Origin of the sequence: Borrelia hermsii DAH (genome assembly GCF_023035675.1) — a bacterium.
Classification (GTDB): domain Bacteria; phylum Spirochaetota; class Spirochaetia; order Borreliales; family Borreliaceae; genus Borrelia; species Borrelia hermsii.
In genome coordinates this window covers 585,484-611,305 of sequence record NZ_CP073136.1, presented here as the reverse complement: position 1 = coordinate 611,305, position 25,822 = coordinate 585,484, and the positions used below count along the sequence as shown (strand labels likewise).

Below are 25,822 nucleotides of genomic sequence, written 5' to 3'. Positions count from 1 at the left end.
AATTCGAGTTTAAACAAACATACTATAGAAAAATAGAGGGAATTCCTTTATTAAAGAAATCAAAATAAATTTTAAATTCATAGCTCATACAATACCCTAGTTGTCATTATAGTGCATTTTAAAAATTAAATCAGTTCTTCAAAATGAATTTCCCTTATCCAATTATCTTTAAAAAACTCTATTACAATAGATATATTTTTAATGATCTCTTCAAGATTGACAATAAAAACTATTAATTACAATCTAAAATTTGTACCCCCCAAATAAACAACTGGCAATGTATAAAAAACAATTACTCCTGCCTCAATACAAAAACAAACATTAGGAATTCCACTAGCTTCTAAAAACACCACTAAGTATCTGTGAGCTTTAAAACTCTCAAAAACAACAATACTTGCAAAAATAAAGATAAAGGTGCTAACAAGTTCATAATAATTTAAATTACTAAAATAATAGGCACAACTTTTAGATATTAAGCAAAGAATAAAGACCACCAAAAATCACAAAATAACCCCCCAAACATTCCCAATGCCCTAACATACTTTTTGCCCTTTAGATAATTCTAGCAATCAAAGTAACATACTCTTGCTTCAATTATTCCCATCTTAAACCCAAAAATCAAAATGTAATTTAAATAATATTCATTAATACAACAAATATAGTAATAACTAAAGGTATCTTTACGTCCTTAATACTATTAAAACCCATGGCAGATAAAAAAGAATAAGGTATAAAAATATAGAGAACAAAAACAATCCTTAAATAATCCATTCTAAAATTTTAATACTTTTTCTTCTACGAATAGCTTAATAATCTCCCTTGAGAAAATAAAGGATACATAAAAATAATTCCAATAATTGTTCCAAGAAGCAAAGAATAAGTAAGCGCTTGCTTAATATGTGTAAATTTCCCTTAGAAAACGCCTGAAAAGCATAAACACTAAACTCAATGCCAATATAACAATCAAACAAAGAAAAATTATCCTATTAACAAGAAAGGTTCCTGGCACTTGCGCAAGACCTAAATAAGCAATCATAAAATCCAATTATTAAAATGCACCAATTGAAATAAAAAGTCTCACAAGCTGCAGAGATGGCTAATACCAATAACTCTCTTAATATTGAATAATAACTATCAAATTTATTTAATATATTTTATTTAGTTTATTATTTCTATAAACTAAATTTAAACTTAACATCAATAAAATTTTAAAAATTACTCCCATAACAAAAACAAACTATAATATAATTACATTCCAATGAGATCATTAAATATTCTTTCACTAATACTATTAGTTAATAACTTGACTTTAAAAGCAAACTCAATATCAAAACAAGACTTAAAAATCGTACTTCAAACTATACAAACTTTAGATAAATCTTATCAAAAACAAATAAAGGACAATCCTATTCAATTTATAAAAGAGCTTAACCCATTGCTTGAAGCAGAAAAGAATGATCTCTTAATACTTGTAAATAAAAAAATCCCGATTCCTAAAGAATACAACCCAACTGATTTAGTTTATTTAAAAGATTTCAAAGAATTAAAAAATATTGGAAAAGAAAACTTAAGGATAAGAAAAATATTAATAGATGACTTAATTAGTCTTGTAGAGGCAGGAAAAAAAAATGGCTTACAAATAAAAATAGTATCAGCATACAGAACAAGAGAATATCAAAAATTTTTATTTGAATATAACGTAAAAACTTACGGACTTAAGATAGCAACAATCCAATCAGCAACTCCTGATCACTCACAACACCAACTAGGAACAACCATAGATTTTATAAAAATAGATGATAATTTACTAAATACAAAAGCTGGTAAATGGCTTTATGAAAATTCATTAAAACATGGATTCTCATTATCGTATCCAAAGAATCATGAAAGAGAAACTGGTTATAAACCAGAACCTTGGCATTACATGTACATTGGCAAACAAGCTTGTATCTTACAAAAAAAATATTTCAACAATTTACAATATAAACTTCTCAAATTTTGGCATGAAAATAAAAAAGAACTTTCACGGTTAATTCAAAAATATACAAATTAATATTAACTCTCTTTAGCAACAGATCTTAAATATGAGAGTAAAAGACTATCAAGTAATTCAATATCTGATTTATTATAATAAGCCTTATTTAAAGAAAACATATTAAGTTCTTCTCTAATCAATCTTACAACTTCTCTATCTTCAATAAAATCAGCTATCTTAAGTTTTAAATAACCAGTTTGCTCAAGACCAAATAAATTGCCAGGACCTCTTAATTTAAGATCTTCCTCTGCTATTTTAAATCCATCTATATTTTCCTTTATAGTCTTAAGTCTAAATTTTCCCGATTCTGTTAAAGGTTCCTTATAAAGCAAAAACAAAAAAGACTTTAAGCTACCTCTACCAACACGTCCTCTAATCTGATGCAAAGTAGAGAGTCCAAAACGCTCAGCATGCTCTACTACCATACAAGTCGCATTTGGGCAATCAATACCAACTTCAATAACACTCGTTGCAACTAAAATATCTATTCTCTTTAAGTAAAAATCATGCATAATCTCTTCCTTAACATGAGATTCAAGCTTAGAATGAATCATTTCAACAGAATACTCAACAAAAATATTCTTAAGATTTAAACACATACTAGTAGCATCTTTTAAATTAAACCTCTGTGAAGATGATATTAGGGGATAAACAAAATAAACCTGATGTCCTTTTGCAAGTTCATTTTTTAAAAATTCATATACCTTCTCTTCATTGCCATGTTTTGCTAAATACGTAGTAACAGGTATTCGACCTGCAGGACCTCTTCTAATTAAAGATATCTCAAGATCGCCAAAAAGGGTCAAAGCTAAGCTTCTAGGAATAGGAGTTGCTGAGATTAAAAGCACATCAACCTCCTCTCCCTTATTTTTAAGCTCCTCTCTCTGCTCAACACCAAATTTATGCTGTTCATCAATAATGATATAAGCTAATCTTTTAAATTTTGTTCCCTGAGAAAAAATAGCATGAGTTCCAATTACTAAACTATAAGTTCCACTTTGAATTTTCTCTAAAACCTCATCTCTATCTCTCTTTTTTAAACTACCAGTTAAAAAAGCTATAGAAACATTAAAATCTTTTAATATATTTGCTAAATTATTATAATGTTGCCGCGCCAAAAGATCAGTAGGCACCATCAACGCAACTTGATATCCAGCTTCAATTAAAGGAATGCTAGAGAGAAAAGCAACAATGGTTTTCCCACTTCCAACATCACCTTGCAATAATCTATTCATTGGCTTATTACTTTCAAGATCATTAATTATTTCATCAATTGCAACTCTTTGATCTTTTGTAAGCTTAAATGGAAGTTTTAAAATAATTTGATCAAGCAAATTCCTAGGTAAATTTCTTTCTTTCCTTAAGAAAAATACAGAACTTTTTCCTCTTGAAAAAAACTGAAGCAAAAAAATCTCCCTATAAATCAAAGTCTTTTTTGCCTTTTCAAGCATTTCAAATGAACTTGGAAAATGAATCTCATTTAAAGCCTCATGAAAGGGCAACAATGAATACTTATTTATCAAGAATTCAGGAACGTCTGACTGCCCAAACTTTAAAAAATAAACAAGGGCTTCTTTTACATAAGACGATATTTTCTTAGAAGTTAGTCCTTCGCTAAGAGAATAAACTGGTATAATTTTTTTAAATCTTTCAGGATTACAACTAAACACTTCACTATCAAAATTAGAGCAACTCCACATCTGAGTATAATCGTTGTAATTGAACTTAGAATAAATATAAAATTTTTGACCTACCTTAAAAACCCCTTCCAAGAATCCCCTATTAAAAAGAAGAATTTCAAATATCTCATTATTTTCACTCTGAGCTATAAGTTTTAAATTCCTTTTAAAATTATTTCCAAAATCTCTATGTTCTAAAACAGTAAAAACTGTCATGAGTTCGCAATTTCTCACCTCCAGTGAATCTGGGAAAGTTTTTATATTTTTACGATCCTCATATTTTTTAGGAAAATATTCTATAAGTTCTCTGATATTTGTAATGTGAAGACTATTTAATCTCTCAAGCCCTTTCTTACCAAGGCCACTTATACCTTGCAGGTCATATTTAAATTCATGTAAAAACACTAAAATTCCTAAAAAGGTAAATAAAAGCCTAGAATACTAATAGCCCATATAGCTTGCTCACAAATGATTATAAATGCCAATAACAATGCTCCTGCCACAATTAAACTAATAGCATAAGACATATGCTTATCTGTAACTATATTGTTTATCTTAACAGACAGGGGCATTAACAATGAATCAACGCTTTTCATGAAATCAGTATCATCAAATAGATGTAAAACCAAAAATATTAACCTCAAAACAAAGAAAAAAATAAGAGCAAAAAAAACACTTCTCAATATTCCCCAAACTTCAATAATAAACAATATAACAAATGTAGACAGTTTATAATCACCATAAGATAACATTCTCTCAACTATTGTAATAGTAATTAAAGCTGCAATGGGCGAAAAATCATATATGCCAATCCTAAAAAACCTAATCCTTCTAAAAATAGATAAAAATGGTTCTGTTGAATTATATATAAATCTAAAAAACGCACTAGTATTAATTCCTGAGGATACAAGCCAACTAAGAAGAATTCTAACCAAAATTAAAATTCTATAAATGTTTAAAAATACAATTAAAGTCTCTATTATCACAACTAATCCTCCTAATCAAACCAAATATCCTCCACTATCTTATGACATCTCAACTCATTAAGCTTAGACTCATCAGGTTTAAAGCTTAAAGTCAAGTCCATTTTAAGCTTCAAGCTTTTATCATCATTTTTTAAATAAAGATAAACATGTGAAAATCCAGTATTATCTTCAAGAGCAAAGATTTTATCTTTTAGAGAATAAAGAAGATGGGAATCATTGAGTCCTTCATTAGAAAATTTAATATGAAGATTATTAATTTTATTAACAGCATTCCCTTTAATACTTAAAACTTTTTCAACGACTATTGAAAACTTATCTCTATTAAATGTAAGCTTACCTATAACACCAATCACATCACCTTCAATCAATAAATGTCTATACTTTTCATAACTTTCAGTAAAAACTACAATATCAATCACACCTTTAAAATCTTCAATAACTCCAAAGGCCATTCGAGCATTATTTTTCTTAGTATGAATAACCTTTACCGTACTTAAACTACCAGCAAATTTAACAATAGTATTCTTTCTCACAGCAAGATCTTCTAAAATATTAAAGTTTGTAAAGCGTTTCAGTTCAGATTTATAAGGATCAAGAGGATGCCCAGATACATAAAAACCTAAAAGGTCCTTCTCAAATTTTAAAAGTTCAGGATAAGAATATTCCTCAAATACATGATAACTAAAACTTTCCACAATAACATCTTGGGATTCAAGAGAGCTAAACAAACTATTCTGGCCAAGTTTTTTATCATTTTTATCTTTTGCTACAAAAGCTATTAACTTATCAAGATTTTCAAAAAGTGTTTTTCTATTTTGACCAAGACTATCAAAAAGTCCAGACTTTATTGCAGCCTCAAGAAATTTTTTATTTATAACCTTATCATCTACTCTTCTAATAAAGTCTTCAAAGGACTTATATTCCCCATTCTCTTGCCTCTCAGCAATTATAAGATCAACTATTAAACCCCCAATATTCTTAATCCCATTAAGACCATAAGAAATATTATGCCCCACTATACGAAATTCTTTAAAAGACTGATTTATATCGGGTTTTAAAACATCAATTCCCATCGATTTTGCTTCGTCAATATAATAAGATAGTTTCTCAGTATTATTAATCTCATTGGTTAAGTTGGCAGCCATAAAATTTTCAGGATAATTGGCCTTAAGATATGCTGTTTGATAAGCTATTAAAGAATATGCAGCTGCATGCGATTTATTAAAGCCATAACCTGCAAAGGGCTTTAAAAGTTCAAATATATCATTTGCAAGAGTTTCATCATAACCTTTACTAAGAGCACCTTTTATAAAATCGACTTTCATCTTATTCATTTCATCTTCTTTCTTCTTCCCCATAGCGCGTCTTAATATATCTGCTTTCCCAAGAGAAAACCCAGCAATAATCTTTGCAACTTCCATCACCTGTTCTTGATAAACAATAACTCCATAAGTTGGTCTTAAAACTTCTTTTAAATCTGGATGGGGATACTTAATCCGCTTAGTTCCCGTCTTAGCCGCAATAAATTGAGGTATAAACTGCATAGGACCTGGGCGATAAAGTGCATTTAAAGCAATTAAATCTTCAATACTATCTGGTTTTGCTTCCCTTAAAACTTGCTGCATACCTTCAGATTCAAATTGAAAAACAGAAGCACTACGCCCTTCAGAAAGCATCTTGAAAGTCTTAGCATCACTATCAGAAATATTAGCAATACTAAAATCAGGATTAGTAATCTTAATAAGATTTTCTGCATTTTTTATTAAAGTTAATGTCTTAAGTCCAAGAAAATCCATCTTTACAAGACCACAATCTTCTAATAAGTCCATAGTATACTGTGTAGAAACCGTGTCTTGCTTATAATCTTTATAAAGTGGAACATAATCTGTTAAAGGAGTTCTAGCAATCACAATGCCTGCCGCATGAGTTGAGACATGTCTATTCATGCCTTCAAGAACAAGCGCCGCTTCCATTAATTCATTATAAACAGCTCCCTTATTTAAATATTCCTTTAAAGACCCATCCTCAAAAACTTCCCTTAAGGAAACCTTTGGCCCATCGGGAATAAGCTTAGTAAGTTCATTAGACTCTGCAAAAGGAATATCTAGAACTCTACCCACATCTTTAAATACAGCCTTAGGCTTTAAGGTTCCAAAAGTAATTATCTGCGCAACCTTATCCTCACCATATTTTCTTGTAACATACTTTATAACCTCATCTCTACCTTCAAAGCAAAAATCAATGTCAAAATCAGGCATAGATACACGTTCAGGATTTAAAAATCTCTCAAAGAGTAAATTATATTTCAAAGGATCAATATCAGTAATTCTAAGAGCATATGCAACAATAGAACCAGCCCCAGAGCCGCGCCCAGGACCAACGGGAATGCCATTATCATGCGCAAATTTAATAAAATCCCAAACAATTAAAAAATACGCTTCAAATCCCATCTTAATAATTGTTGAGAGTTCATAAAAAGCACGCTCTTTAATGCTATCAGTTATACTTGCATACCTAAATTTTAAACCTTCAAGTGTTAAATACTCTAAATATTGACCAAGAGTATCAAACTCACTAGGAACCTGATATTCAGGAAAAATAGGACCTGGAAATTTAATCTCAAAATCATTACATTTCTCAGCAATCTTTAAAGTATTTGCTAAAGCTTCTGGCAAATCCCTAAAGAGTTCACACATCTCTTCTTGAGATTTAATATAAAACTCATCAGTCTCCATTTTAAGTCTATTAGGATCGCTTCTCTTAGCACCCGTTCCAATGCAGACAATAATATCTTGTGCTGTTGCATCCCCTCTATTTACATAATGGGAATCATTAGACACAGTCAATGGGACATTAAGCTCTCTAGAATAAGAAATTAACTTCTCATTAACTATATCCTGTTGTTTAATCCCATGACGTTGAAGCTCAAGATAAAAATCATCACCAAAAATACTCTTAAACCAAAGAATTTCATTCTTTGCATCATCAAATCTATTTGCAAGAATTAACTGAGGAATAATCCCACCAATACATGCAGACGTGCAAATAAGTCCTTCGGAATACTTTTCAATATCACCCTTATCCATCCTTGGTCGATAATAAAATCCCTCGAGATAAGAAATACTTGTCAGTTTCAATAGATTCTTATAGCCCAATTCATTCTTTGCAAGAAGAATCAAATGATAATAAGGTTTTCCAAACTCATCATTTTTCTTGATATGCTTTGAAATACTTGACATATAAGCTTCAATACCAATTATGGGTTTTATTCCTACCCTTTTTGCTTCTCTGTAAAACCTAACAGCACCAAAAAGATTGCCATGATCTGTTAATGCAATATGAGACATATTGCATTTTTTTGCCTTTGCCACAATATCTGTAATCTTGGCAGCTCCATCTAAGAGAGAATAATCTGAATGCACATGCAAATGCACAAAATCAACTTTTAAATCCATACTTATACTTATCTTACCAAAACAAAACTTGACTTTTAATAGATATACCTCAACCTAACCCAAAACATTGAATAACAAATCCTTAAATATTAAACTCAAACCACTTAAAAAACAGATTAAGAAAAATAATAAATTAAAAATTATGCAAAAACATTAATACCCTGATCTTCAGATTCAACTACTATTTTTTTGACAGATTCAAGTTTGCTAATAATTTCATCTGACAAACTTTCAGCCTGCATTAAAAAATCCCTTGCTTGGTTCAAATTGATATCATCAGAACCATCTTGTGCAAACACTTTTATTATCTTAACAACAAGTTTATGAACATTTAAATAACAAGAATAAATATTCTCCCAAACTTCTCTAACCTCGCGGGCCTTTGGAGCAAGTCCCTTATAAAATAATCCAAACCCATGTTTCATAGGATCAGTTTGAATCGCCATGCTCTTTTGATTTTCAACAATTAATCTTACAATACTCATCCAAGACATCTGTTCTGAAATGATAAATTCTAATTCCTTTAAAAATTCATCATTAGAATAAATAAAAGTCTCAGAACTAGAGCAAGAATCACAATTCCTTGCCAAATAAGAAATGTTAGCTTCAACATTTTCAAGCTCACTAATTAGCGTTGAAAATTCATTTTGCTGACTAACAAAATGTTTAAATAACTCTTCAAGAGAAGTAAGTTCTTTAACCAAACTTGAGAAAAAATTATCAATATCTAATTGCAATTCCTTAATATTTTTAGAAACTAAATCTTTAGACACCTGCTCAATTTCCTTAACAGAAATCATACTCATAACACCCTTTGCCTGATCTGAGAGCCGCTTAATCTCATCAGCAACAACAGAAAATCCTTTCCCATACTCTTTTGCTCTTGCTGCTTCAAGCTTAGCATTAAGAGAAATCATATTAGTTGCGCCTAAAAAACTATTGATAGTCTCTAAACTTCCTTGAACACCTACAATAACATCACTAACTCTTTTCAATTTTTCTTCATTAGTCTTTTCAATATCTTCAAAAATAACACTCATTTGCATGCGAGCATTATTTGTTTTATTAATAAGCGACTCAAAAACTTCATCAATATTCTCAAAGTTAGAAAATAGATTGTTATATAAAAATTCAATATGAACTAATACATTACTAATAGAAGATTTAGTGTGATAAAACCCCTTTATTATCTCTTTAATAGGAATTGTATATTTACATTCATTCAAATCTTTCTTATCTTCAATACCCTTTAAAGGCTCATCCTTAGACAAGTTGGATATATTAGATTTTGCCTTGCCAAAAAATAAAAATTTATACATGAAAAGATTTTACCACAAAAAAGAATTTTCTAACAACATCAAAACAACTTAATTTAATAACTCTTTAAAATGTAATAAATTAAGAAAAACCATCTACCCAAATAATAATTTAATTATTTTTAACTAAAGAATATTTACCGTGTATTTTATTATACTCAAATAAAATATCTTCATAAGAGAAAAATTTCATAAAAAGATTAATAAAATCTTCTAGCTTCTCTTTAACCACTGGCAAATAAAAATCATTATCGAGCTTAAAAATATCATCCATATCTAATATAATTAGATCCTCATTCTGCTTTAAAATGGCTTTTTTGGGTTGCCAAAAAAGAACATTAACCTTACCCCTTCGAATCAAAAATCGATTAAGCTCATACTCAAGATCAACATGATCTGCTCTTACCTCAACGATACCAGTAATAACACATCTCTCATAATCCAATCTCTTAATAAGCACTGCATCTGTAAGCATGCCTTTTCCTAAAACATCAATATGAAATTGTTCTTCAATTTCATATTGTTTATTAAAGGGCAGATTAGCTATTTTTCTTAAAAGATTAAGAAGTATATACTTTTTACTCATATCTTTATTACTTGGTCTAAGACAAGGTATTTTCATTCTATATTTAAGCTCATCAAAGAAATATTTAACTAATCTTTTCATCGCAATTGCCTTTTTAACATCATTTTCCTTCATCTTATCCCCCTTAATAAATCCAAAAAGAATATACCTACTCTTAAATCTATGAAATACATTAAATAAACCAATCAATAAATGACTTAGTAAAATCAAAGACATGCTTTTACTAAGCCTACAAAAAGTTTAGACGGGCTTTCAAGTCTTGTAATAAGCTCAGGATGAAATTGACAAGCCACAAAAAACTTATTTTTTGGAATTTCCATTATTTTTACTATTCGGGAATCTTCAGAAAATCCAGACACAACAAATCCATGCTTATTAAACAAATCGAGATAATCATTATTAACTTCATACCTATGCCTAAATCTCTCAACGATCATCTCACTTCCATAAAGTTTAAAAGCAAGCGTATCCTTCTTTAACAAAACAGGATAGCCTCCAAGTCGCATTGTTGCACCCTTATCTTTCAGTTCCTTTTGCTCAGGCAATAAGTGAATAACAGGACTAATAGAACTGAATGCAGAATTACCTTCAAATAAAGTCTCCTCAGTATCAGCATCAAGTATTCCACAAACATTACGAGCAAACTCAATTACTGCAAGTTGCATGCCAAGACAAATGCCAAGAAAAGGAATATTATTCTCCCGTGCATATTTAATTGCACGCATTTTACCTTCATATCCCCTACCCCCAAATCCACCAGGCACTACTATACCATCTATACCCTTTAACATCCCTTCATCAAAATTAGTGCTATCAATTACAATTGTCTTAACTAAAAGATCTAAATTAGCAGATACATGGGTTAAAGACTCAAATATTGATGCATAAGAATCACCAAGCTCAGTATATTTACCACAAATAGCAATATTGACAACTTTACGAGGAGAGGCAAAATTTCTCTTTATTATACCTACTAATCGCTCAAGCCCATCCACCTTAGGTTTAACATTTATTTTTAATTTTGAACCCAAAATTTCGTGTAATCCCTGTTTATAAAAAGATATGGGTATTTCATAAATAGTTGAAACATCAGTATTATCAACAATGGACTCAGCATCAACATTACAAAACATTGCTATTTTTTGTCTTATCTGCTTTGTCAAAAGTTGAGAACTTCTTGCAATAATTAAATCTGGAAAAATGCCAGCTTTATTTAAAGTCTTGACACTCTGCTGAGTAGGCTTAGACTTTTGCTCATTTATCCCAGCAGGATTTGGGATATAAGTTAAGTGCACAAAAGCAATATTATCACTCCCAATCTCATATCTTATCTGTCTCATTGTTTCAATAAACAAAATATTTTCCATATCCCCTACAGTACCACCAATCTCAATTACTAAAAGTTCACTGCACTCCTCTTTGGCAATCTTAAAAATTGTATCCCTAATCTCATCAGTAACATGGGGAATAAGCTGTACAGTTCTACCTAAATATTTTCCATGTCTCTCATTTTCAAGAATATTTTTATATATTTTACCCATCGTAATGTTCCAATTAGACTTAGAATTTAGATTTAAAAATCTCTCATAATGACCAAAATCCATATCAACTTCTCCGCCATCATCAAGAACAAAAACCTCTCCATGCTCAACAGGATTAATAGTTCCAGGGTCAGTATTTAAATAACCATCACATTTAATTGGTGTTATCCTCAAATTATCCTTGAATAACCGTGCTATACTTGCTGATGTAACTCCTTTACCTATCCCAGAAATTACACCACCTGTTACTACCAAAATTTTTAGATTATCTATCATTAATACCCTCCAAAAAAATAAGTTCAAACAACCAATATCAATGCTTAAAAACACTTAAATCAAAATCTTTAACACCATAATTGTTTGAGGTAACATATAATTACAAAAAGATTTATAAATTTAAGAATAATATTCTCCTGCTCTCTTTAAAAATAAATTTTCCATATGATACAATTTATGTATAAACAAAAACTACCTTTAAAAATATCATCTTAATAAAAATGCTAGACATAACGTCAACACTCACTTCATTCGAATAAACACTAATTACTTCAATTTAAGAATTAAACACATACACAAAAATAGCTAAAAATGCTAACAATAAAAAGAACAATGCCGCAAAAAAGGATATTATTCCCACGTAAATACTAAAATTAATTTTAGTATTTACGTTTCCTAAATTTTTAAGAATGAAATATGCGCAAAAATAAATAAATCCTGCAAACAATATACAAATAGACTTAATGAAATAATACTCCCCCCAAATACCAAAATCGTAAACAACTTTAAATAAGTAGCTATTAACAAAAAAGATAACAAAATAAAAAAAGACAACCAATAATGTGAAAGATAAGCTCCCAATGACAATAGCTTTAAAAAAAGGATAATTTTTAAATATTATCCTAGATAACAAAAATATAGGAAATCCGATTAAATAGATAACATAAGTCTCTTTAAAAAATAGAAAAAGAAGATATAAAGAAGGATACCCTATTTTGCTTCCAATAAAAAAATTTTTATCTAATAACACAGTTAAATTCAAACCTATATAACAACAAACACCCAAAAATAAAGGCAAAATAAATAAAAATTTAACTAAAACAAATAAATACCTATCTATAGTAGAAACAGGCAGAGATAAATAAAACACATTTCTAAGCGAATCATGAATCGGCTTATAATGATCAAACATATTGTATATTGACACAATATACACAACACAAAATAAAACGAAAAAAAATAATCTATTGTTATCAATCAAGAGAAGGTCAATTAAATTAACAAACCCATAAATTTTAAAAAAAATATGGACTAAAGGAAAAACTAAAAAGATTGAAATAATAAAATACAAATATAATTTTCTATTATAGGCAAAATCAACATTAAATAGCCCAAAAAATCTTTTTAAACTAAACATCAACCAAATCCTTTAATTTATTGTTAGTGATATACAAAAAGAAAAACTCAAGATCAACATCATTATCGCAAGACCCACTCTCCAAGTAAATTGCCTTGAATCCATCTTTTATCTTTTCATAATAAAGCTCTTCCCCGCGTAATTTATCTACAATCTTAACTTTATAATTATTATTAATATAAGAAATTGAATTTGAAAAAAGAATATTATTATTACCAATAATGGTCAGATGCTCTACAATGTCTACTAAATCTCTAACATTATGCCCTGTAACAAAAACTATTTTATTTTCCAATCCACTTATAATATCTCTAAAAACATTCTTTGAAGCAATATCAAGACCATTCGTTGGTTCATCAAAGATCAAAATAGGAACATCTGTAGCAATAGAAAAGGCAATAATACTCTTTTTTTTCTGGCCGTATGAAGAAGACGCAAACTTTAGATCAATATCTATCTCAAATTTCAATAAGTACTCTTTAAAATCCTTTTCCCTAAAATTTGGATAAAATCTACACAAAGACCTATAATAATCATTTAAAGAAACATTAGGTAAGTCAAATTCTTCAGGCACAAAAAACAAATTCACTAAATTTAGAGGATCTCTTGGAAAAACTTTCAAAGAATTAAATAAAACTTCCCCTTTTAATGGATTTAAAAGCCCACTAATAAGCTTAAGTAGAGTAGTTTTTCCTATTCCGTTCTTGCCAAGAATCAAATAAGTTTGTGGCTTTGAGAAATTTAAATGCAAGTCTAAATAAACTTTAGTCTTACGATAAGAAAACGAAACATCTCTAAATTCTATTTTCAATCAAAATTCTCCTTTATGTTAATTGTAAAAAGAGTCTATGATAAATACAAGAATAAAACACTAATTTTTTAAAAAAGATCTATAAATAAATATAGAAAAATTAACATAAAGTCCCGAACTAAAATTCCAAATTTTCAACATAATTTTTGGCAAAATTTGAAGCTCACTAAACCTGGAACCCTTAAGACTTGCATAATAACTTTGGAACTCCTTAGAATTTTGAACTTCATTAAGAACAGAAATAAGTTTTTCTTTATGTGCCTTATAAATAAGTCGATCCTTAATGTGCCAATTTATAATATAAATCTGCTTAAAAGAAATATAATAATAAAGCTGCAAATAAAACTTCTTATAATATTCAAAATATTTCTCAAAAAGTCCTTCTTCCTTTAGAAAATTTTCTACAACCTTAAGGGATGAATTAATCTTACTTATTACGCTAATTGATGAACTGGCCCTCCCCATCCGCTGGAAGTTAGTGTAAAAATAATTATTTACAAAAGAAACCTTATCTGCCTTCAAAAAAGCATGAATCATGAAAACTATGTCTTCTAATATTACATCATTTACTCTAATATTATTCTTTATAATTAAATCTCTTCTAATCATTTTATCCCACAATGTACCCACAACAAAATTTCTCTTACAAAAGCTAGCAAAAACAGTTAATAATAAATTCCTAAAAGCTTCTTCTCCAGTTATTGGATAATTTGGAAAAGGAAGCGCAGATCTCCTTTTAATATTTTTTGCAAGAAAGTAAATATAAAACTGAGAACAAACAATATCTGAATTATCGGCCTTTGCCCTATTATATAATACCTCAAGCATAGTATTCTCAACAGAATCATCACTATCCCAATAAACTATATATTCTCCTTCAGACTTTTCAAGTCCATTATTCCTAGAGGCAGCTATTCCCATATTTTTCTGATTAATAATTTTAACAAAATCATACTTATCAGCATATTTCTGAGCTATCTTCAAGCTATTATCATAAGAACCATCATTCACCAATATAATTTCTTTATCTCTTAATGTTTGATTAACAGCATTTTTTATAATCACTTCAAGGGTACTATCAGAATTAAAAAAACAAATAATCACAGAGACCTTGTACTTATACATAAAATCCTCCTAAATAAATACCAACCCAACAAAAAGCCTGTATTAATAACTGAATATACTAAATATTCTTAATTATATTAATTATAAGATATAAGGAAACATTGTATATATAGTTAATAAGCTTACATGATTTTAAATATATTTTCCAACAAACTAAATAGAAATATACTATAATACAAATTAAAGAAACAAATAAGCAACTTGAAGCATAAGGGGTTTAAATGATAAAAATAATTAGCCTTGGAGGGGGAATAATCAATCCTGACAAAATCAACATAGAATACATTAAAAATCTTAGAAGTTTTATTTTTAAATGGGTACAAGGAAATGATAAAAGAAAAATTATCTTAATTACAGGGGGAGGCAAAACTGCAAGAGAATATCAAGATGCTTATAAACAAATCAATCCTAATTTTAAAAATCATGAACTTGATGAGATTGGAATAATGGCAACCAAATTAAATGCCAAACTTATAAGTAAAGTAATGCAACCACTCTGCATTGACAATATTGTAAGCGATCCAACTCAAGATTTTCATTTTAAAGGACAAATATTAATTGCATCAGGATGGAAAGCAGGCTTTTCAACAGATTACATCACTGTAAAATTTGCCGAAAAGTTTAAATCAGATGAAATAATTAACTTAACCAATGTAGATCAAATTTATGACAAAGATCCAAAAAAATTTGATGATGCAAAAGGATTAAAAAATATTACTTGGAACGAATTACAAGATATTGTTGGAAAAAACTGGGAGCCTGGTTCAAATCTACCGTTCGACCCAATAGCAACCAAATTAGCACTAAAGCTTAATCTTAAGGCTTATGTACTTAATGGAACTGACCTTCAAAACTTAAAGAAAGTTTTTGATAAAAATGATGATTTTTTAGGAACTATTGTAGTAAAATAAAATTTATTGCCGGTATGGCGGAATTGGTAGACGCGTCAGACTCAAAATCTGATGAGGGCAACCTTGTGTCGGTTCGACTCCGACTACCGGTATTTACATTTATTTAAATAAGAAATGATACTTATCCTTAAGAAAAGAATCTAAACAAATAGATATACCAAAACCATTAATAAATCTGATAGAATGAATCACCATTATTGATACTAAATCTTTTAAAGATGAAATTTTTAAGCATTAAGTTTTTTAATAGCGTTCTTATAAATTGAAATAAGATTCATAAGTTCACTCTCGTCAATATATTCATTGGTTTTATGAGCTGTATTATCTGAGTCTTTAAATAATGGGCCAAAAGCAACGCAATTTTTGAAAGCCCTTGAATAAGTTGCACCGCCAATAGCAATAGGACTAACATCACTCTCGCCTGTAAAATTCTCATAAACTTCAATCAAAGACTCAATAAAATTTGAACCAGAATCAACATAAAGAGGATCAAGAAAAGAAACTTCATGATAATCTAGAGCATATAAATTTAAAGTTTGCTTTATCAAAGCCACTAGTTCTTCCCGTTGGCAACTTACAGGATACCTCATATCAAAAGATAAAATTTGCTTAGATGTCTTAGATAACTTAACCTTTGTTAAGCAAAGGGTAAGTTGTCCGGATTGCGAATCTTCTAAGGCCCTACCAAATAACTTTTCGCCATTAATAGTAAAACCAATTTTATCTTCAAAAAAGTTAATAAAATTAGCTTTTACACCTAAAGACTTAATAATATTTAGCGCATAAGGAGCAACATTAACACCAAGCTCAGGTAATGAAGCATGGGCAGAAGTTCCGTGAATTAAAACATTACTCTCAAAAAATTTATATCTAATCTTACTGCCAAAACTGTCAAGCAAAATTCTAAAATCATCTTTATTAGAATCGCCAAGCTCAAAAGAACACTCGTCAGGAATTACATTATATCCAGTTCCAAGCTCAAAATTCATACAAAATCTCTCATCACTAATAACATCGAACTGTAATAAACCTTTCTCGGCATTAACAACAGGAAAATCACCATCAGGTGTAAAAGAAAAATCAGGAATCTCTTCCCTAATCTTATATTTCTCAATACAACGCCATGCTGTCTCTTCATCTGTCCCAAAAATCACCCTAAATCTTTTCTTAAAAAAAATTCCCTCTAAAGCTAATAACTTAAAAGCATAAAGAACAGCCATCAAAGGTCCCTTATCATCTAGAACGCCCCTAGCATATACTTTTCCATCTCTAAACTCAAGCTTAAAAGGATTTGAATGCCAATTAGACACATTACCAGCATCAACAATATCAATATGAGCCAAAATACCTATAAGTTCATCGCCCTGCCCTATATCAGCAAAACCATAATATCCATCCCGATCCTTATAAACTTTAAAACCAATATCCTTAGCTATTTCCAAAACTTTATCTAAACACAAATCAATTTGTTCTCCAAAAGGCTTGCCTTTTAAAGCAGAGGCATTAACACTATTAAATTTTATCAATTCTCCTAAATGGAAATAAAATTGTTCTTTTAACTTAAAACCCATAAGACTAAACCTTAAGTACAACCTTAATATAATTAAAAATAAAGACTAAAATATCTTTGATATTGTTTGCATAAGAGTATCAGGATTAAAAGGTTTAACAAGCCAACCGGTAGCACCAGCTTTACGCCCCTCATCAACTTTTGACTGCTCAGATTCAGTGGTTAAAACAAGTATTGGTATAAAACTTCCAAACTCTCTTATCTCTTTAATCACCCCTATTCCATCCAGATTAGGCATATTGATATCTGTAATAATCAAATCAAAATCTTTATCACTCTGTCCAACAGCTTCTTTAAACTTAGATACACCCTCAAGTCCATCTTGAGCCTCAGAAACCCCAAAACCATTTTGCTCTAAAATGTAAGCAACGCTCTGCCTAATAGCTCTATTATCATCTATAACCAAAATCCTTTTTTGCATGTAGCACTCCTAAACCCATATAAAAAGTATATAAAAGTTAGAATAAAATTACACTACCCTCATCAAATGAATGAACATCTTTTTCATCTTCAATAAGAGACAATAAATATTTCTTATGAACAAACAAAGTAAACCTATTAGCAATTCTGCGAACAAATTCCTTATCTTCAATTTCAACATATTTAAGACCATTTTTCAATAATTCTGACTCAAGGGCGATATTAATATCATTGCCCATTTCAATTAAAGTCTTTTCAAGATTTGAAAGATCCTTTCTTAAATTCTTAATATTATGAATATCTAACTTTATCTCTTCAAATATTTCTAAGAAATCAACTGGAAATATTTCATAGGATAATACATGATCAAGAGCAATCTTCTTTATCTCAAAAATATTATTCTTTATCTCCATAAACAGTTTCTTAAATTTATTAAAATAATTTCTCTCAAGATAAAATCTATTATCACAATCTTTTACAACTTTTTCAAAGAAAAATATTATTTGAGATAAAAACTCTCGTCCTTTAGTAATATTTGACTCAATATTACTAATAATTTTTGACATCTCAGAAATATTACCTTCCATATCCTCAAGTTCAACTCTCTTGACAACCTCTATTTTGGAAGCTATATTAATATTCTGAAACCTAGAAGAAATAGCTGAAATATTTGAAAACATTAATTCTAAAGATTTAACAAGCTTAATCTGTTCATAATAAAGATTTAAAAAGTTAGAATTATTTTTTTCAACATCATCAATCCTTTTAAGTAAATTCGATAAAATAACAGAAAAAGATTCCACTGCTCTTGAAATATCAATATACAAAGAATTATCCGATTTTAAATCATTAATGACCTGAATAGAAGAAATAGATGTATCAATAAATCCTTCAAAAGCCATCAAATTTTCATCCAATTTAGCAATAACATCCTTAACTATCATTTTAGATGAATCTGTAAAAACAGACAAAACTTTTAACTTTTGAAGTTCACTCGTATCCCTAAACTTAAAAACATCAATACTTGAATACATAATATTTAAATGATACAAAGACTGAGTAAGTCTATCTTGAAACTGTAGATAAGACACAGCATTTACAAACTTAAATTTAAACTCATTAAGTATACCTAAGATGTTATCATAAAAGGCAATAACTTCTCCAATGCCTCCTGAAAATTCATCTATATTTTTCATCAAATGGTCTTTAAATTCTTCAAGAATTTTATTCTCAGCCGTATTATTTTCAAGTACCTGATCTTTAGCACGATCAAGTCCAACTTTAATATCTCTACCCCTACTAGTAAGCTGATCTGCTTGCTTAATCATAGATTGAGTCAAAGTCTTAATCTCATTTGTAATATAAGAAAAAGCACCTCCTGCTCTACCAACCCTCATGGCAACAGTCAATGTATTAATCGACATTATCTCCATATCAATAGAACTTTTTTTCATCTTTTCAATTACATCTTCAAGAATCTCTATATCCTTGACCTTATCCCTTATTACACCAAACTGAGATTCAAGCAATTCAGTTGACGAATTAAAATAGGAGACAAAATCATTCAATACCCTTATTACTTTAGAGATAAAAATATTTAAAGAATAATCATTATCAATATCAAGATTAGAAATAAATCCAATATTAAAAGATAAATCTTTAATATCTTTGGAAAGTTTCTCTATTAATTTAGGAATTGATTTACTTAAACTGGCATAAACTTGTCTTGAACGGCTATCAAAAGCCTCAAGTTCAGCAAATATTTTATTAATATGCGGATCAATATCCAAAAACTTATCATCATTTTCCATTAAGATCTCCTTAAAATATATTCAGATATTTTATTTAAAGGAAGGACCTTATCTACAGCACCTATTTTTATTGCCTCCATAGGCATACCAAATACTACAGATGTTACTTGATCTTGAGCAATGTTATATGCACCACTTCTCTTCATCTCAAGCATGCAACAAGCACCATCATCCCCCATTCCCGTAAGCATAACTCCAATAGCATTTTCCCCGGCATACATAGCAGCAGAACGGAACAACACATTAACAGAAGGCTTATGTCTGCTAACTAAAGGACCATCTAACAGATTAACAAAATAACTCCCACTAGCATATTTCACAATTAAATGATAATTACCATTTGCAATTATTACAAGACCGGGCCTTAAAATATCTCCATCTTCAGCCTCTTTTACATCAACTTCAAGTTCATTATTCAAACTTTTAGCAAAAGATGTTGTAAATCCCCCTGGCATATGTTGAACGATAACAATTGGAGGGGAGTCTTTCTTAAAAGACTTTAAAAAAACTCTTAAAGCCTCAGTACCACCGGTTGAAGAACCAACAAAAATAACTTTCCCAGTTTTATTTTTATTAATAACACCTTGGTATCTTAGAACAACGTCTGGATCATTTTTGGGCGCAACATTAATAACATCTGAAACCTTATAGCTCTTTGTTATACCAACAATATCACCCTCAGATTTTTCACTCTCAGATTTAGCAAAAAAATCAGGAGCTTTTATCCTTTTAGTCTCACAAGAAGCAATAAATTTATTATCAGCTAGTTTTTTGATCTCAGATTTTATTAAATTCAAATAATCACTTCTAAATAAATTAACTGTAAGTTTAAAGTTAAGTTTATTTATTATTAATTTAATTTTATCTTTCTTAGGCTCAAGAAATCCAAACTTTGGATAAACTTCATCTTCTGCTATAAATACAACAGGAAGTGAAATATTATTAAGAACATTATTAAGCGCAAGTCCAAAATGCGACTTGGCCGTATTCTCGACAATAATAACCAAATCAGGAAATTTTTGTAAAAAAATATTAATAAGGTTTAAAGAATTAGAACCTGGATTTAATACCTCAATATCCATATCCTTAGCAAAAGCCCTAACAAAAACCTGTCTTATAAGACCCTGAATATCAATTACCAATATTTTCATTATTATTCTTTAATATAAACCTACCTTATAAAGCCTCAAAAATATATTACGTTAAAACATGCTACCTTATAATCTTAGTTATTGTATCAATATCAATTACTAACGCTAGGCTACCATCTCCAAGTATTGTAGCCCCAGAAACTCCTTCCACTTTAGAATAAAGTTTACCTAAAGTCTTTATAACGGTCTGATGCTGTCCTAATACCTCATCTACTACAATTCCTATTTTACCACTATTTGTATTAACAACAACAACATGCTCACTATCACTTTTTTCATCAGATATTTCAAAAAACTCTCTAAGGCGTATAAAGCTAATCATACTCCCTCTATAATTCATAACATTATTATTATTTTCAAGAACACATACTTTAGAAATCAATTTGTCAGCCTCAAGACAAGACTCAACACTAGAGAGAGGCACAATAAAATACTCATTCTCTACTCTAACAAGCCACCCTTCAATAATTGCCAAAGTCAAAGGGAAAACCAACTTTATGCGAGTATATTTACCAAATTCACTCTCAAGAATCACACTTCCTCTAAGAGACTCCACCTGTTTTCTAACAACATCCATTCCAACGCCACGCCCTGATATATTTGTAACAACATCAGCTGTTGAAAATCCAGGTTCAAAAATTAAATTATAAACATCCACATCTGATAAAGTTTTTGAAACATTCTCAGATATGATATTTTTCTCTACAGCTCTCCTAAGTATCTTAAGCTTATTAAGCCCTCTACCATCATCTTCAATAATAACAATCACAGAATCACCTGATTGATGTGCAGAAAGCTTAATGATACCTTGGGGCTCCTTTCCTGCCTTTATTCTCTCCTCAGCTGATTCAATTCCATGGTCAATTGAATTCCTTATTAAATGCACTAAAGGTTCATTTAACCTTTCAATAATACTCTTATCAAGAACAGTATCCCCACCTTGTGCATAATAACGAATTGATTTGCCAAGCTGAGCAGATAAATCCTTAACTATTCTTTGAAATTTCACAAATAAAATCTCAATAGGAACTGTTCTAAGTCCTGTAGTATAATCTCTAAGCTCATTAATAAGCAAAGAAAATTCAGCTGAAATTGAATTTAAAATATTATTATTACTACTCTCAGCTTCCTTTGCAAGCTTAGATTGAATTGTAACAAGCTCACCAACAAGATTTACTAAATGATCTAATTTCTTTGAATCAACCTTAATACTTGCAATATTTACTTTACTCTTAGCAGTATCATCATTAAAATTAGCTCCAACACTACCCAAAGACATCTTATTATTAGATATCTCTTTTGATTCAGATGGACTTTGATTTTCTTCAAAAAAGACTTCATTAACACCTTTATCTAAATTATCTGCTAAGAAATCAAGTTCAAAAGCCTCAGGTATTTCATAAGATGCATCAACTTCTTCAACAACAATTTTTGACTGCCCATCCAAGAACATAAAAATATCTTCTATAGAACTTTTACTCTCTTCTGTCTCTAATTTGACTTCCCACTCAACATAAACATTATCAGGAGATATTAATTCCAAATCAGGAATATTTCTTACTCTAGCCCTAACTTGCCCATTTCCTAAATTTAATAATTTCTTTAAAAAATTGATTGGTTTGTGCCCATGAAATAAAATTCCCTTTGAGGGTGAGAAAAGAATTCTATAAACTTTAGTCTCAATATTTAAAGCCTCATCATCAAATTTACCTTGCTCTAAAGATGCATCCAAGACAGATTTTTGAGAATCCAAATCATTAGATACGCTTGTCTGCTCTTCATTAGTAGAGCTTAAAACTGTATTATTAAATCCAACACCACGCCCTTTCTTGATTGTATCTATTAAATCTTTTTCACGAGCCTTATATGCGCTCTCATCAATAGCTTCATCTCCTTCAATTAGTTCGCGAATAAAATCAACTGCCATTAAAGTGGCATCAACAGTATCCTGATTAAATTTATCAGAACCTTCCTTTATAGGATCAAGAACTGTTTCTATTTCATGCACAAGAGAAGCTGTCAGATTAAAACCAAACATTCCAGCACTACCCTTTATTGTATGAAAATTTCTAAAAATAGAATTGATAACCTCTTCTCCCGATTCAAATTCAATATTAAGAAGTGCGTGTTCAATATCTGAAATATTCTCTATAGACTCTTCTTTAAAAGAATCTTTAAATTTATCAATCATATCACTACTATTCATAAATTGCCCTTAAATACATAAAACTAAAATTCAATTAAACTAAGGCTTAAATCCAAGTTATCAATATCCTCAATATCATTTAAAAATCCACCATACATCAATGAACTTAAAACTTCATCAGATGGATATTCTATCTTTACAAGTAGGTTTCTATCTTTAGCATATTTATTGGAAGCATACAAAATTTGTATAAAAGTAATATCTATTTTCTCTACATTTGAAAGATTAATGACGAGCGTCTCTTTTTCCTTCATATCCTTAAGAATATTTAAAAGATCTTCTTTAACCTTAAAAATGCTGTTTACTACAAGTTCTCCTTCTGGGTTATAAATCATAACACGTAAAACTCCTATTGCTCATCATCTTGATCAGATACTGTAGTATTTTTAAATTTGGAGAGTTCTTTAATATCAAATAGATTTTCTATATCAAGAATAATAATAAATTTATTATTACGCTTACCAATTCCAGATATAAATCTTGAATTGAATCCCGTACCAATTTTTGGAGCATCATCAATATCAGATGAATTTAACTCAAGAACCTCATTAACATAATCTACCAAAATTCCAAGATTTAATTCATCACCTTCATATACCAAAGTTAATATAATAATATTTGAAATATCAACGTCTTTTTTCTTAATCCCATCATCACTAACTTTACGCTCTTGCATACCAAATTGCTTTCTAATATCAATTATTGGAACTATTTTGCCTCTATTATTGATTATTCCTGCCATATAATCAGGAGTTCTTGGTATTTTTGAGATTTTAGTATACTCTAATACCTCAACAACATATTTAATCTCAATCGCATAAAGTTCATCTAAACTAAACAAAAGATACTGACTTAATGTACCCTGTACATCGGTTTCTAATTCCATAAATGCCTCTTAATGATATAACTAATAATATAAAATAGAACACTCATAAATTTTATTCAAATTTCACATATCACTCATACTCTAATGTATCAATTATAAATCAAAAACTTCAATACTAAATAAATATAAAACAATGTTAAAATATCATACATAATAAAAATGAAATCTAATACAACTATCCTACATAATATAAGCAAAAATATAAATGTCAACCGTTTAAATTATTAAGAACAATAATACCCGATAACTTAAATGGTTATTATAAACAATACTCACAAAAGAACATTTAAACAGTCCAGGCAAAATTATAATTAAATTTCCATGATGGATCCTTATATGAATTATTAAAATCAAAATTAACGCTTACTCGTCAATTCTAGCAATTAATTTACCCATCAAAAGAAAATTGACTATGAACATAAAATTAGCAGACAACAAATTATAAGAAAAACTTATACCTAGTGCAAACCTATTGAATTAGGCCAATTCAGAATTAAATTTAATATAAATTAAATATAAAATCTCATAATTAAAGGAAAAAACTTATGAAAAAAAAGAACATTCTTGCTTTAATGTTTATGTTATTATCAACATCTGCTTTTGCAAACCCAACATCAGCAACAAGAAGCAAATTCGGCCTGGGAATCTTGCTGCCATTCCCAATTGCATTAGAAATCAACATTAAAAATTTTGACATAGACTTAGGCGTTTATAATGGAACAAATAACATTTTTAAAGATTGGCAAACCTTATTTCTTGCAATAGATTATATCTTTTACACACACGCTTTTAAGAATATAGATAACATCCTAGATTTTGCTATTGGAGGGGGTGGTTATGGAACAATATGGTTCTCAAGATTGGGCAACGGTCAAGCAAACAGTGGGCCAATGAGCTTAGGAGCAAGATTACCGCTGATTCTCAATCTTGCAATAACCAGAAAAAAATTTGATATATTTTTAAAAGTAGCACCTGGTCTTGGGTTAAATATTTGGAGCAGTGGAGTTGGGCTGAGATGGGAAATATTTGCTGGGATCGGTATGAGATTTTGGGTTGCATAAGAATAACTATCACATAAAGAGAAGTACTTAGTACTTCTCTTTATAAATCAAGTAAAATATTAAAATAAATTTTAATCATATCATTAAAAACATTAAATGATATTAAAATAATAAATAGCACTAATATTACAACAAATCTTGACAAAAAACTTATAAAGTATCAATATTTAATTTGCTAAAATTTATGAATATGCATTTTGCTTAAAAATAACAGTTGATACTATTACTTCTGCTTAAAAGCAAGCATATACTTAAAAATGAAAGGATCTCTTAGTGCATGAAAAAAATAATCTTAATCCTACTACTAATAAACTATTTTAATATTTCAGCAAAGGATTCATACATAAATAAAAAAGGTTATTTTGGAATTGGAGTCCTAGGCCCATTGTCAAATTCATTTCAACTAATCTTGGGTAAAAACATAGAAATAGAAATTGGGATTTACAACGGACTAAGAAATCTATTTACCAATTTCAATATATTATTTGCTTCTCTAGAATTTGCTGTGCTCTCATCAAATGTGCCTGAACAATCTAATACGATAGACGCTTCACTAGGAATTGGCATTTATGGATTATGGTGGCTATCTGAATGGCAAAAGACCCACAAAGTCTATGATTCGACAAATATCGGCATTAGAATATCTCTCACCCTAAATATACCAATTATCAAAAAAAATTTTGACATGTTCTTAAAATCTGGACCAGGTGTCAATATTTGGGGCATCGGAGGTGGCAATCCAAAACAAAAATGGGAACTATTTGCTGGAATTGGCATGAGACTCTGGCTTGCATAAAAATAAACATCATTATAAACATCTCAGATTTTCAATAAATCCAAATCAATTGGATTCCCCCT

The 25,822-nt window shown here is 29.5% G+C and carries 21 protein-coding genes, 1 tRNA gene and 1 pseudogene; 5 read left to right on the top strand and 18 right to left on the bottom strand.

Going from position 1 to position 25,822, the window contains the following annotated elements:
- Positions 1-125: 125 nt before the first annotated feature.
- A pseudogene (locus tag bhDAH_RS07635) lies at positions 126-494 on the bottom strand (MATE family efflux transporter); the annotation flags it as partial.
- A gap of 136 nt (positions 495-630) precedes the next feature.
- Positions 631-708 (bottom strand): hypothetical protein, encoded by a 78-nt coding sequence (locus bhDAH_RS07715; protein ID WP_229045105.1) that lies wholly within the window; start codon positions 706-708, stop codon positions 631-633.
- A gap of 550 nt (positions 709-1,258) precedes the next feature.
- On the opposite strand from bhDAH_RS07715, the gene bhDAH_RS02935 reads away from it, so the two are divergent.
- Complete coding sequence (locus bhDAH_RS02935) at positions 1,259-2,053, top strand: M15 family metallopeptidase (RefSeq protein ID WP_012422339.1); 795 nt, start codon at positions 1,259-1,261, stop codon at positions 2,051-2,053.
- Between the two features lie 2 nt (positions 2,054-2,055).
- Here bhDAH_RS02935 and recG read toward each other — a convergent pair whose 3' ends face one another.
- The 9 genes from recG to bhDAH_RS02890 all read right to left on the bottom strand — a co-directional run bounded on the left by recG (position 2,056) and on the right by bhDAH_RS02890 (position 14,948).
- Positions 2,056-4,119 carry an ATP-dependent DNA helicase RecG gene (gene recG / locus bhDAH_RS02930; RefSeq protein ID WP_012422338.1) on the bottom strand — a complete coding sequence of 688 codons (2,064 nt, stop codon included), beginning with the start codon at positions 4,117-4,119 and terminating at the stop codon, positions 2,056-2,058.
- An 8-nt stretch (positions 4,120-4,127) separates the two neighbouring features.
- On the bottom strand, positions 4,128-4,700 hold the full coding sequence (locus bhDAH_RS02925; protein ID WP_012422337.1) for a YggT family protein: 573 nt from the start codon (positions 4,698-4,700) through the stop codon (positions 4,128-4,130).
- 11 nt (positions 4,701-4,711) lie between these two features.
- Positions 4,712-8,155, bottom strand: coding sequence for a DNA polymerase III subunit alpha (gene dnaE, locus bhDAH_RS02920; protein WP_012422336.1), 3,444 nt, complete (start codon positions 8,153-8,155; stop codon positions 4,712-4,714).
- A 140-nt stretch (positions 8,156-8,295) separates the two neighbouring features.
- Entirely contained in the window at positions 8,296-9,474 is a 1,179-nt protein-coding gene (locus tag bhDAH_RS02915; RefSeq protein ID WP_012422335.1) for a methyl-accepting chemotaxis protein, read from the bottom strand.
- Positions 9,475-9,583: 109 nt separating this feature from the next.
- Entirely contained in the window at positions 9,584-10,171 is a 588-nt protein-coding gene (locus bhDAH_RS02910; protein ID WP_043924463.1) for a hypothetical protein, read from the bottom strand.
- A 92-nt stretch (positions 10,172-10,263) separates the two neighbouring features.
- On the bottom strand, positions 10,264-11,874 hold the full coding sequence (gene pyrG / locus bhDAH_RS02905; RefSeq protein ID WP_043924462.1) for a glutamine hydrolyzing CTP synthase: 1,611 nt from the start codon (positions 11,872-11,874) through the stop codon (positions 10,264-10,266).
- 277 nt (positions 11,875-12,151) lie between these two features.
- On the bottom strand, positions 12,152-12,802 hold the full coding sequence (locus bhDAH_RS02900) for an ABC transporter permease (RefSeq protein WP_247098863.1): 651 nt from the start codon (positions 12,800-12,802) through the stop codon (positions 12,152-12,154).
- Between the two features lie 202 nt (positions 12,803-13,004).
- Entirely contained in the window at positions 13,005-13,763 is a 759-nt protein-coding gene (locus tag bhDAH_RS02895) for an ATP-binding cassette domain-containing protein (RefSeq protein ID WP_411431483.1), read from the bottom strand.
- A gap of 120 nt (positions 13,764-13,883) precedes the next feature.
- Positions 13,884-14,948 carry a glycosyltransferase family 2 protein gene (locus tag bhDAH_RS02890; protein ID WP_012422330.1) on the bottom strand — a complete coding sequence of 355 codons (1,065 nt, stop codon included), beginning with the start codon at positions 14,946-14,948 and terminating at the stop codon, positions 13,884-13,886.
- 221 nt (positions 14,949-15,169) lie between these two features.
- Here bhDAH_RS02890 and pyrH point away from each other — a divergent pair, with 221 nt between their 5' ends.
- On the top strand, positions 15,170-15,859 hold the full coding sequence (gene pyrH, locus bhDAH_RS02885) for a UMP kinase (protein ID WP_012422329.1): 690 nt from the start codon (positions 15,170-15,172) through the stop codon (positions 15,857-15,859).
- A gap of 8 nt (positions 15,860-15,867) precedes the next feature.
- A tRNA-Leu gene (locus tag bhDAH_RS02880) sits at positions 15,868-15,951 on the top strand.
- Positions 15,952-16,086: 135 nt separating this feature from the next.
- Here the strand turns inward: bhDAH_RS02880 and bhDAH_RS02875 are convergent.
- The 7 genes from bhDAH_RS02875 to bhDAH_RS02845 all read right to left on the bottom strand — a co-directional run bounded on the left by bhDAH_RS02875 (position 16,087) and on the right by bhDAH_RS02845 (position 23,903).
- Complete coding sequence (locus bhDAH_RS02875) at positions 16,087-17,430, bottom strand: Sapep family Mn(2+)-dependent dipeptidase (protein ID WP_043924460.1); 1,344 nt, start codon at positions 17,428-17,430, stop codon at positions 16,087-16,089.
- 45 nt (positions 17,431-17,475) lie between these two features.
- Complete coding sequence (locus bhDAH_RS02870) at positions 17,476-17,850, bottom strand: response regulator (protein WP_012422327.1); 375 nt, start codon at positions 17,848-17,850, stop codon at positions 17,476-17,478.
- A 37-nt stretch (positions 17,851-17,887) separates the two neighbouring features.
- Positions 17,888-19,660: a BB0569 family chemotaxis protein gene (locus bhDAH_RS02865; RefSeq protein ID WP_012422326.1), complete on the bottom strand. Its 1,773-nt coding sequence runs from the start codon at positions 19,658-19,660 to the stop codon at positions 17,888-17,890.
- The gene (locus tag bhDAH_RS02860) at positions 19,660-20,811 is read right to left on the bottom strand and encodes a CheB methylesterase domain-containing protein (RefSeq protein ID WP_012422325.1); all 1,152 of its coding nucleotides are present in this window, start codon (positions 20,809-20,811) and stop codon (positions 19,660-19,662) included. Before bhDAH_RS02860 ends, bhDAH_RS02865 begins: the two co-directional genes overlap by 1 nt.
- Positions 20,812-20,872: 61 nt before the next feature.
- Entirely contained in the window at positions 20,873-23,017 is a 2,145-nt protein-coding gene (locus bhDAH_RS02855) for a chemotaxis protein CheA (RefSeq protein WP_012422324.1), read from the bottom strand.
- 23 nt (positions 23,018-23,040) lie between these two features.
- Complete coding sequence (locus bhDAH_RS02850) at positions 23,041-23,352, bottom strand: STAS domain-containing protein (RefSeq protein WP_012422323.1); 312 nt, start codon at positions 23,350-23,352, stop codon at positions 23,041-23,043.
- 14 nt (positions 23,353-23,366) lie between these two features.
- Positions 23,367-23,903, bottom strand: coding sequence for a chemotaxis protein CheW (locus bhDAH_RS02845; protein WP_012422322.1), 537 nt, complete (start codon positions 23,901-23,903; stop codon positions 23,367-23,369).
- Between the two features lie 545 nt (positions 23,904-24,448).
- Here bhDAH_RS02845 and bhDAH_RS02840 point away from each other — a divergent pair.
- The gene (locus tag bhDAH_RS02840; RefSeq protein WP_012422321.1) at positions 24,449-24,964 is read left to right on the top strand and encodes a BAPKO_0422 family outer member beta-barrel protein; all 516 of its coding nucleotides are present in this window, start codon (positions 24,449-24,451) and stop codon (positions 24,962-24,964) included.
- Positions 24,965-25,241: 277 nt separating this feature from the next.
- Entirely contained in the window at positions 25,242-25,760 is a 519-nt protein-coding gene (locus tag bhDAH_RS02835; RefSeq protein WP_012422320.1) for a BAPKO_0422 family outer member beta-barrel protein, read from the top strand.
- Positions 25,761-25,822: the final 62 nt, after the last annotated feature.

Excerpts from the sequence above, each read along its gene's own strand:
- bhDAH_RS02935 (WP_012422339.1), top strand. The coding sequence starts at position 1,259 with ATGAGATCATTAAATATTCTTTCACTAATACTATTAGTTAATAACTTG.
- pyrG (WP_043924462.1), bottom strand. The coding sequence starts at position 11,874 with ATGATAGATAATCTAAAAATTTTGGTAGTAACAGGTGGTGTAATTTCT.
- dnaE (WP_012422336.1), bottom strand. The coding sequence starts at position 8,155 with ATGGATTTAAAAGTTGATTTTGTGCATTTGCATGTGCATTCAGATTAT.
- bhDAH_RS02860 (WP_012422325.1), bottom strand. The coding sequence starts at position 20,811 with ATGAAAATATTGGTAATTGATATTCAGGGTCTTATAAGACAGGTTTTT.
- bhDAH_RS02910 (WP_043924463.1), bottom strand. The coding sequence starts at position 10,171 with ATGAAGGAAAATGATGTTAAAAAGGCAATTGCGATGAAAAGATTAGTT.
- bhDAH_RS02835 (WP_012422320.1), top strand. The coding sequence starts at position 25,242 with ATGAAAAAAATAATCTTAATCCTACTACTAATAAACTATTTTAATATT.
- bhDAH_RS02845 (WP_012422322.1), bottom strand. The coding sequence starts at position 23,903 with ATGGAATTAGAAACCGATGTACAGGGTACATTAAGTCAGTATCTTTTG.
- bhDAH_RS02865 (WP_012422326.1), bottom strand. The coding sequence starts at position 19,660 with ATGGAAAATGATGATAAGTTTTTGGATATTGATCCGCATATTAATAAA.
- pyrH (WP_012422329.1), top strand. The coding sequence starts at position 15,170 with ATGATAAAAATAATTAGCCTTGGAGGGGGAATAATCAATCCTGACAAA.
- bhDAH_RS02850 (WP_012422323.1), bottom strand. The coding sequence starts at position 23,352 with ATGATTTATAACCCAGAAGGAGAACTTGTAGTAAACAGCATTTTTAAG.
- bhDAH_RS07715 (WP_229045105.1), bottom strand. The coding sequence starts at position 708 with ATGGGTTTTAATAGTATTAAGGACGTAAAGATACCTTTAGTTATTACT.
- bhDAH_RS02870 (WP_012422327.1), bottom strand. The coding sequence starts at position 17,850 with ATGCAAAAAAGGATTTTGGTTATAGATGATAATAGAGCTATTAGGCAG.
- bhDAH_RS02840 (WP_012422321.1), top strand. The coding sequence starts at position 24,449 with ATGAAAAAAAAGAACATTCTTGCTTTAATGTTTATGTTATTATCAACA.
- bhDAH_RS02915 (WP_012422335.1), bottom strand. The coding sequence starts at position 9,474 with ATGTATAAATTTTTATTTTTTGGCAAGGCAAAATCTAATATATCCAAC.
- bhDAH_RS02875 (WP_043924460.1), bottom strand. The coding sequence starts at position 17,430 with ATGGGTTTTAAGTTAAAAGAACAATTTTATTTCCATTTAGGAGAATTG.
- bhDAH_RS02855 (WP_012422324.1), bottom strand. The coding sequence starts at position 23,017 with ATGAATAGTAGTGATATGATTGATAAATTTAAAGATTCTTTTAAAGAA.
- bhDAH_RS02890 (WP_012422330.1), bottom strand. The coding sequence starts at position 14,948 with ATGTATAAGTACAAGGTCTCTGTGATTATTTGTTTTTTTAATTCTGAT.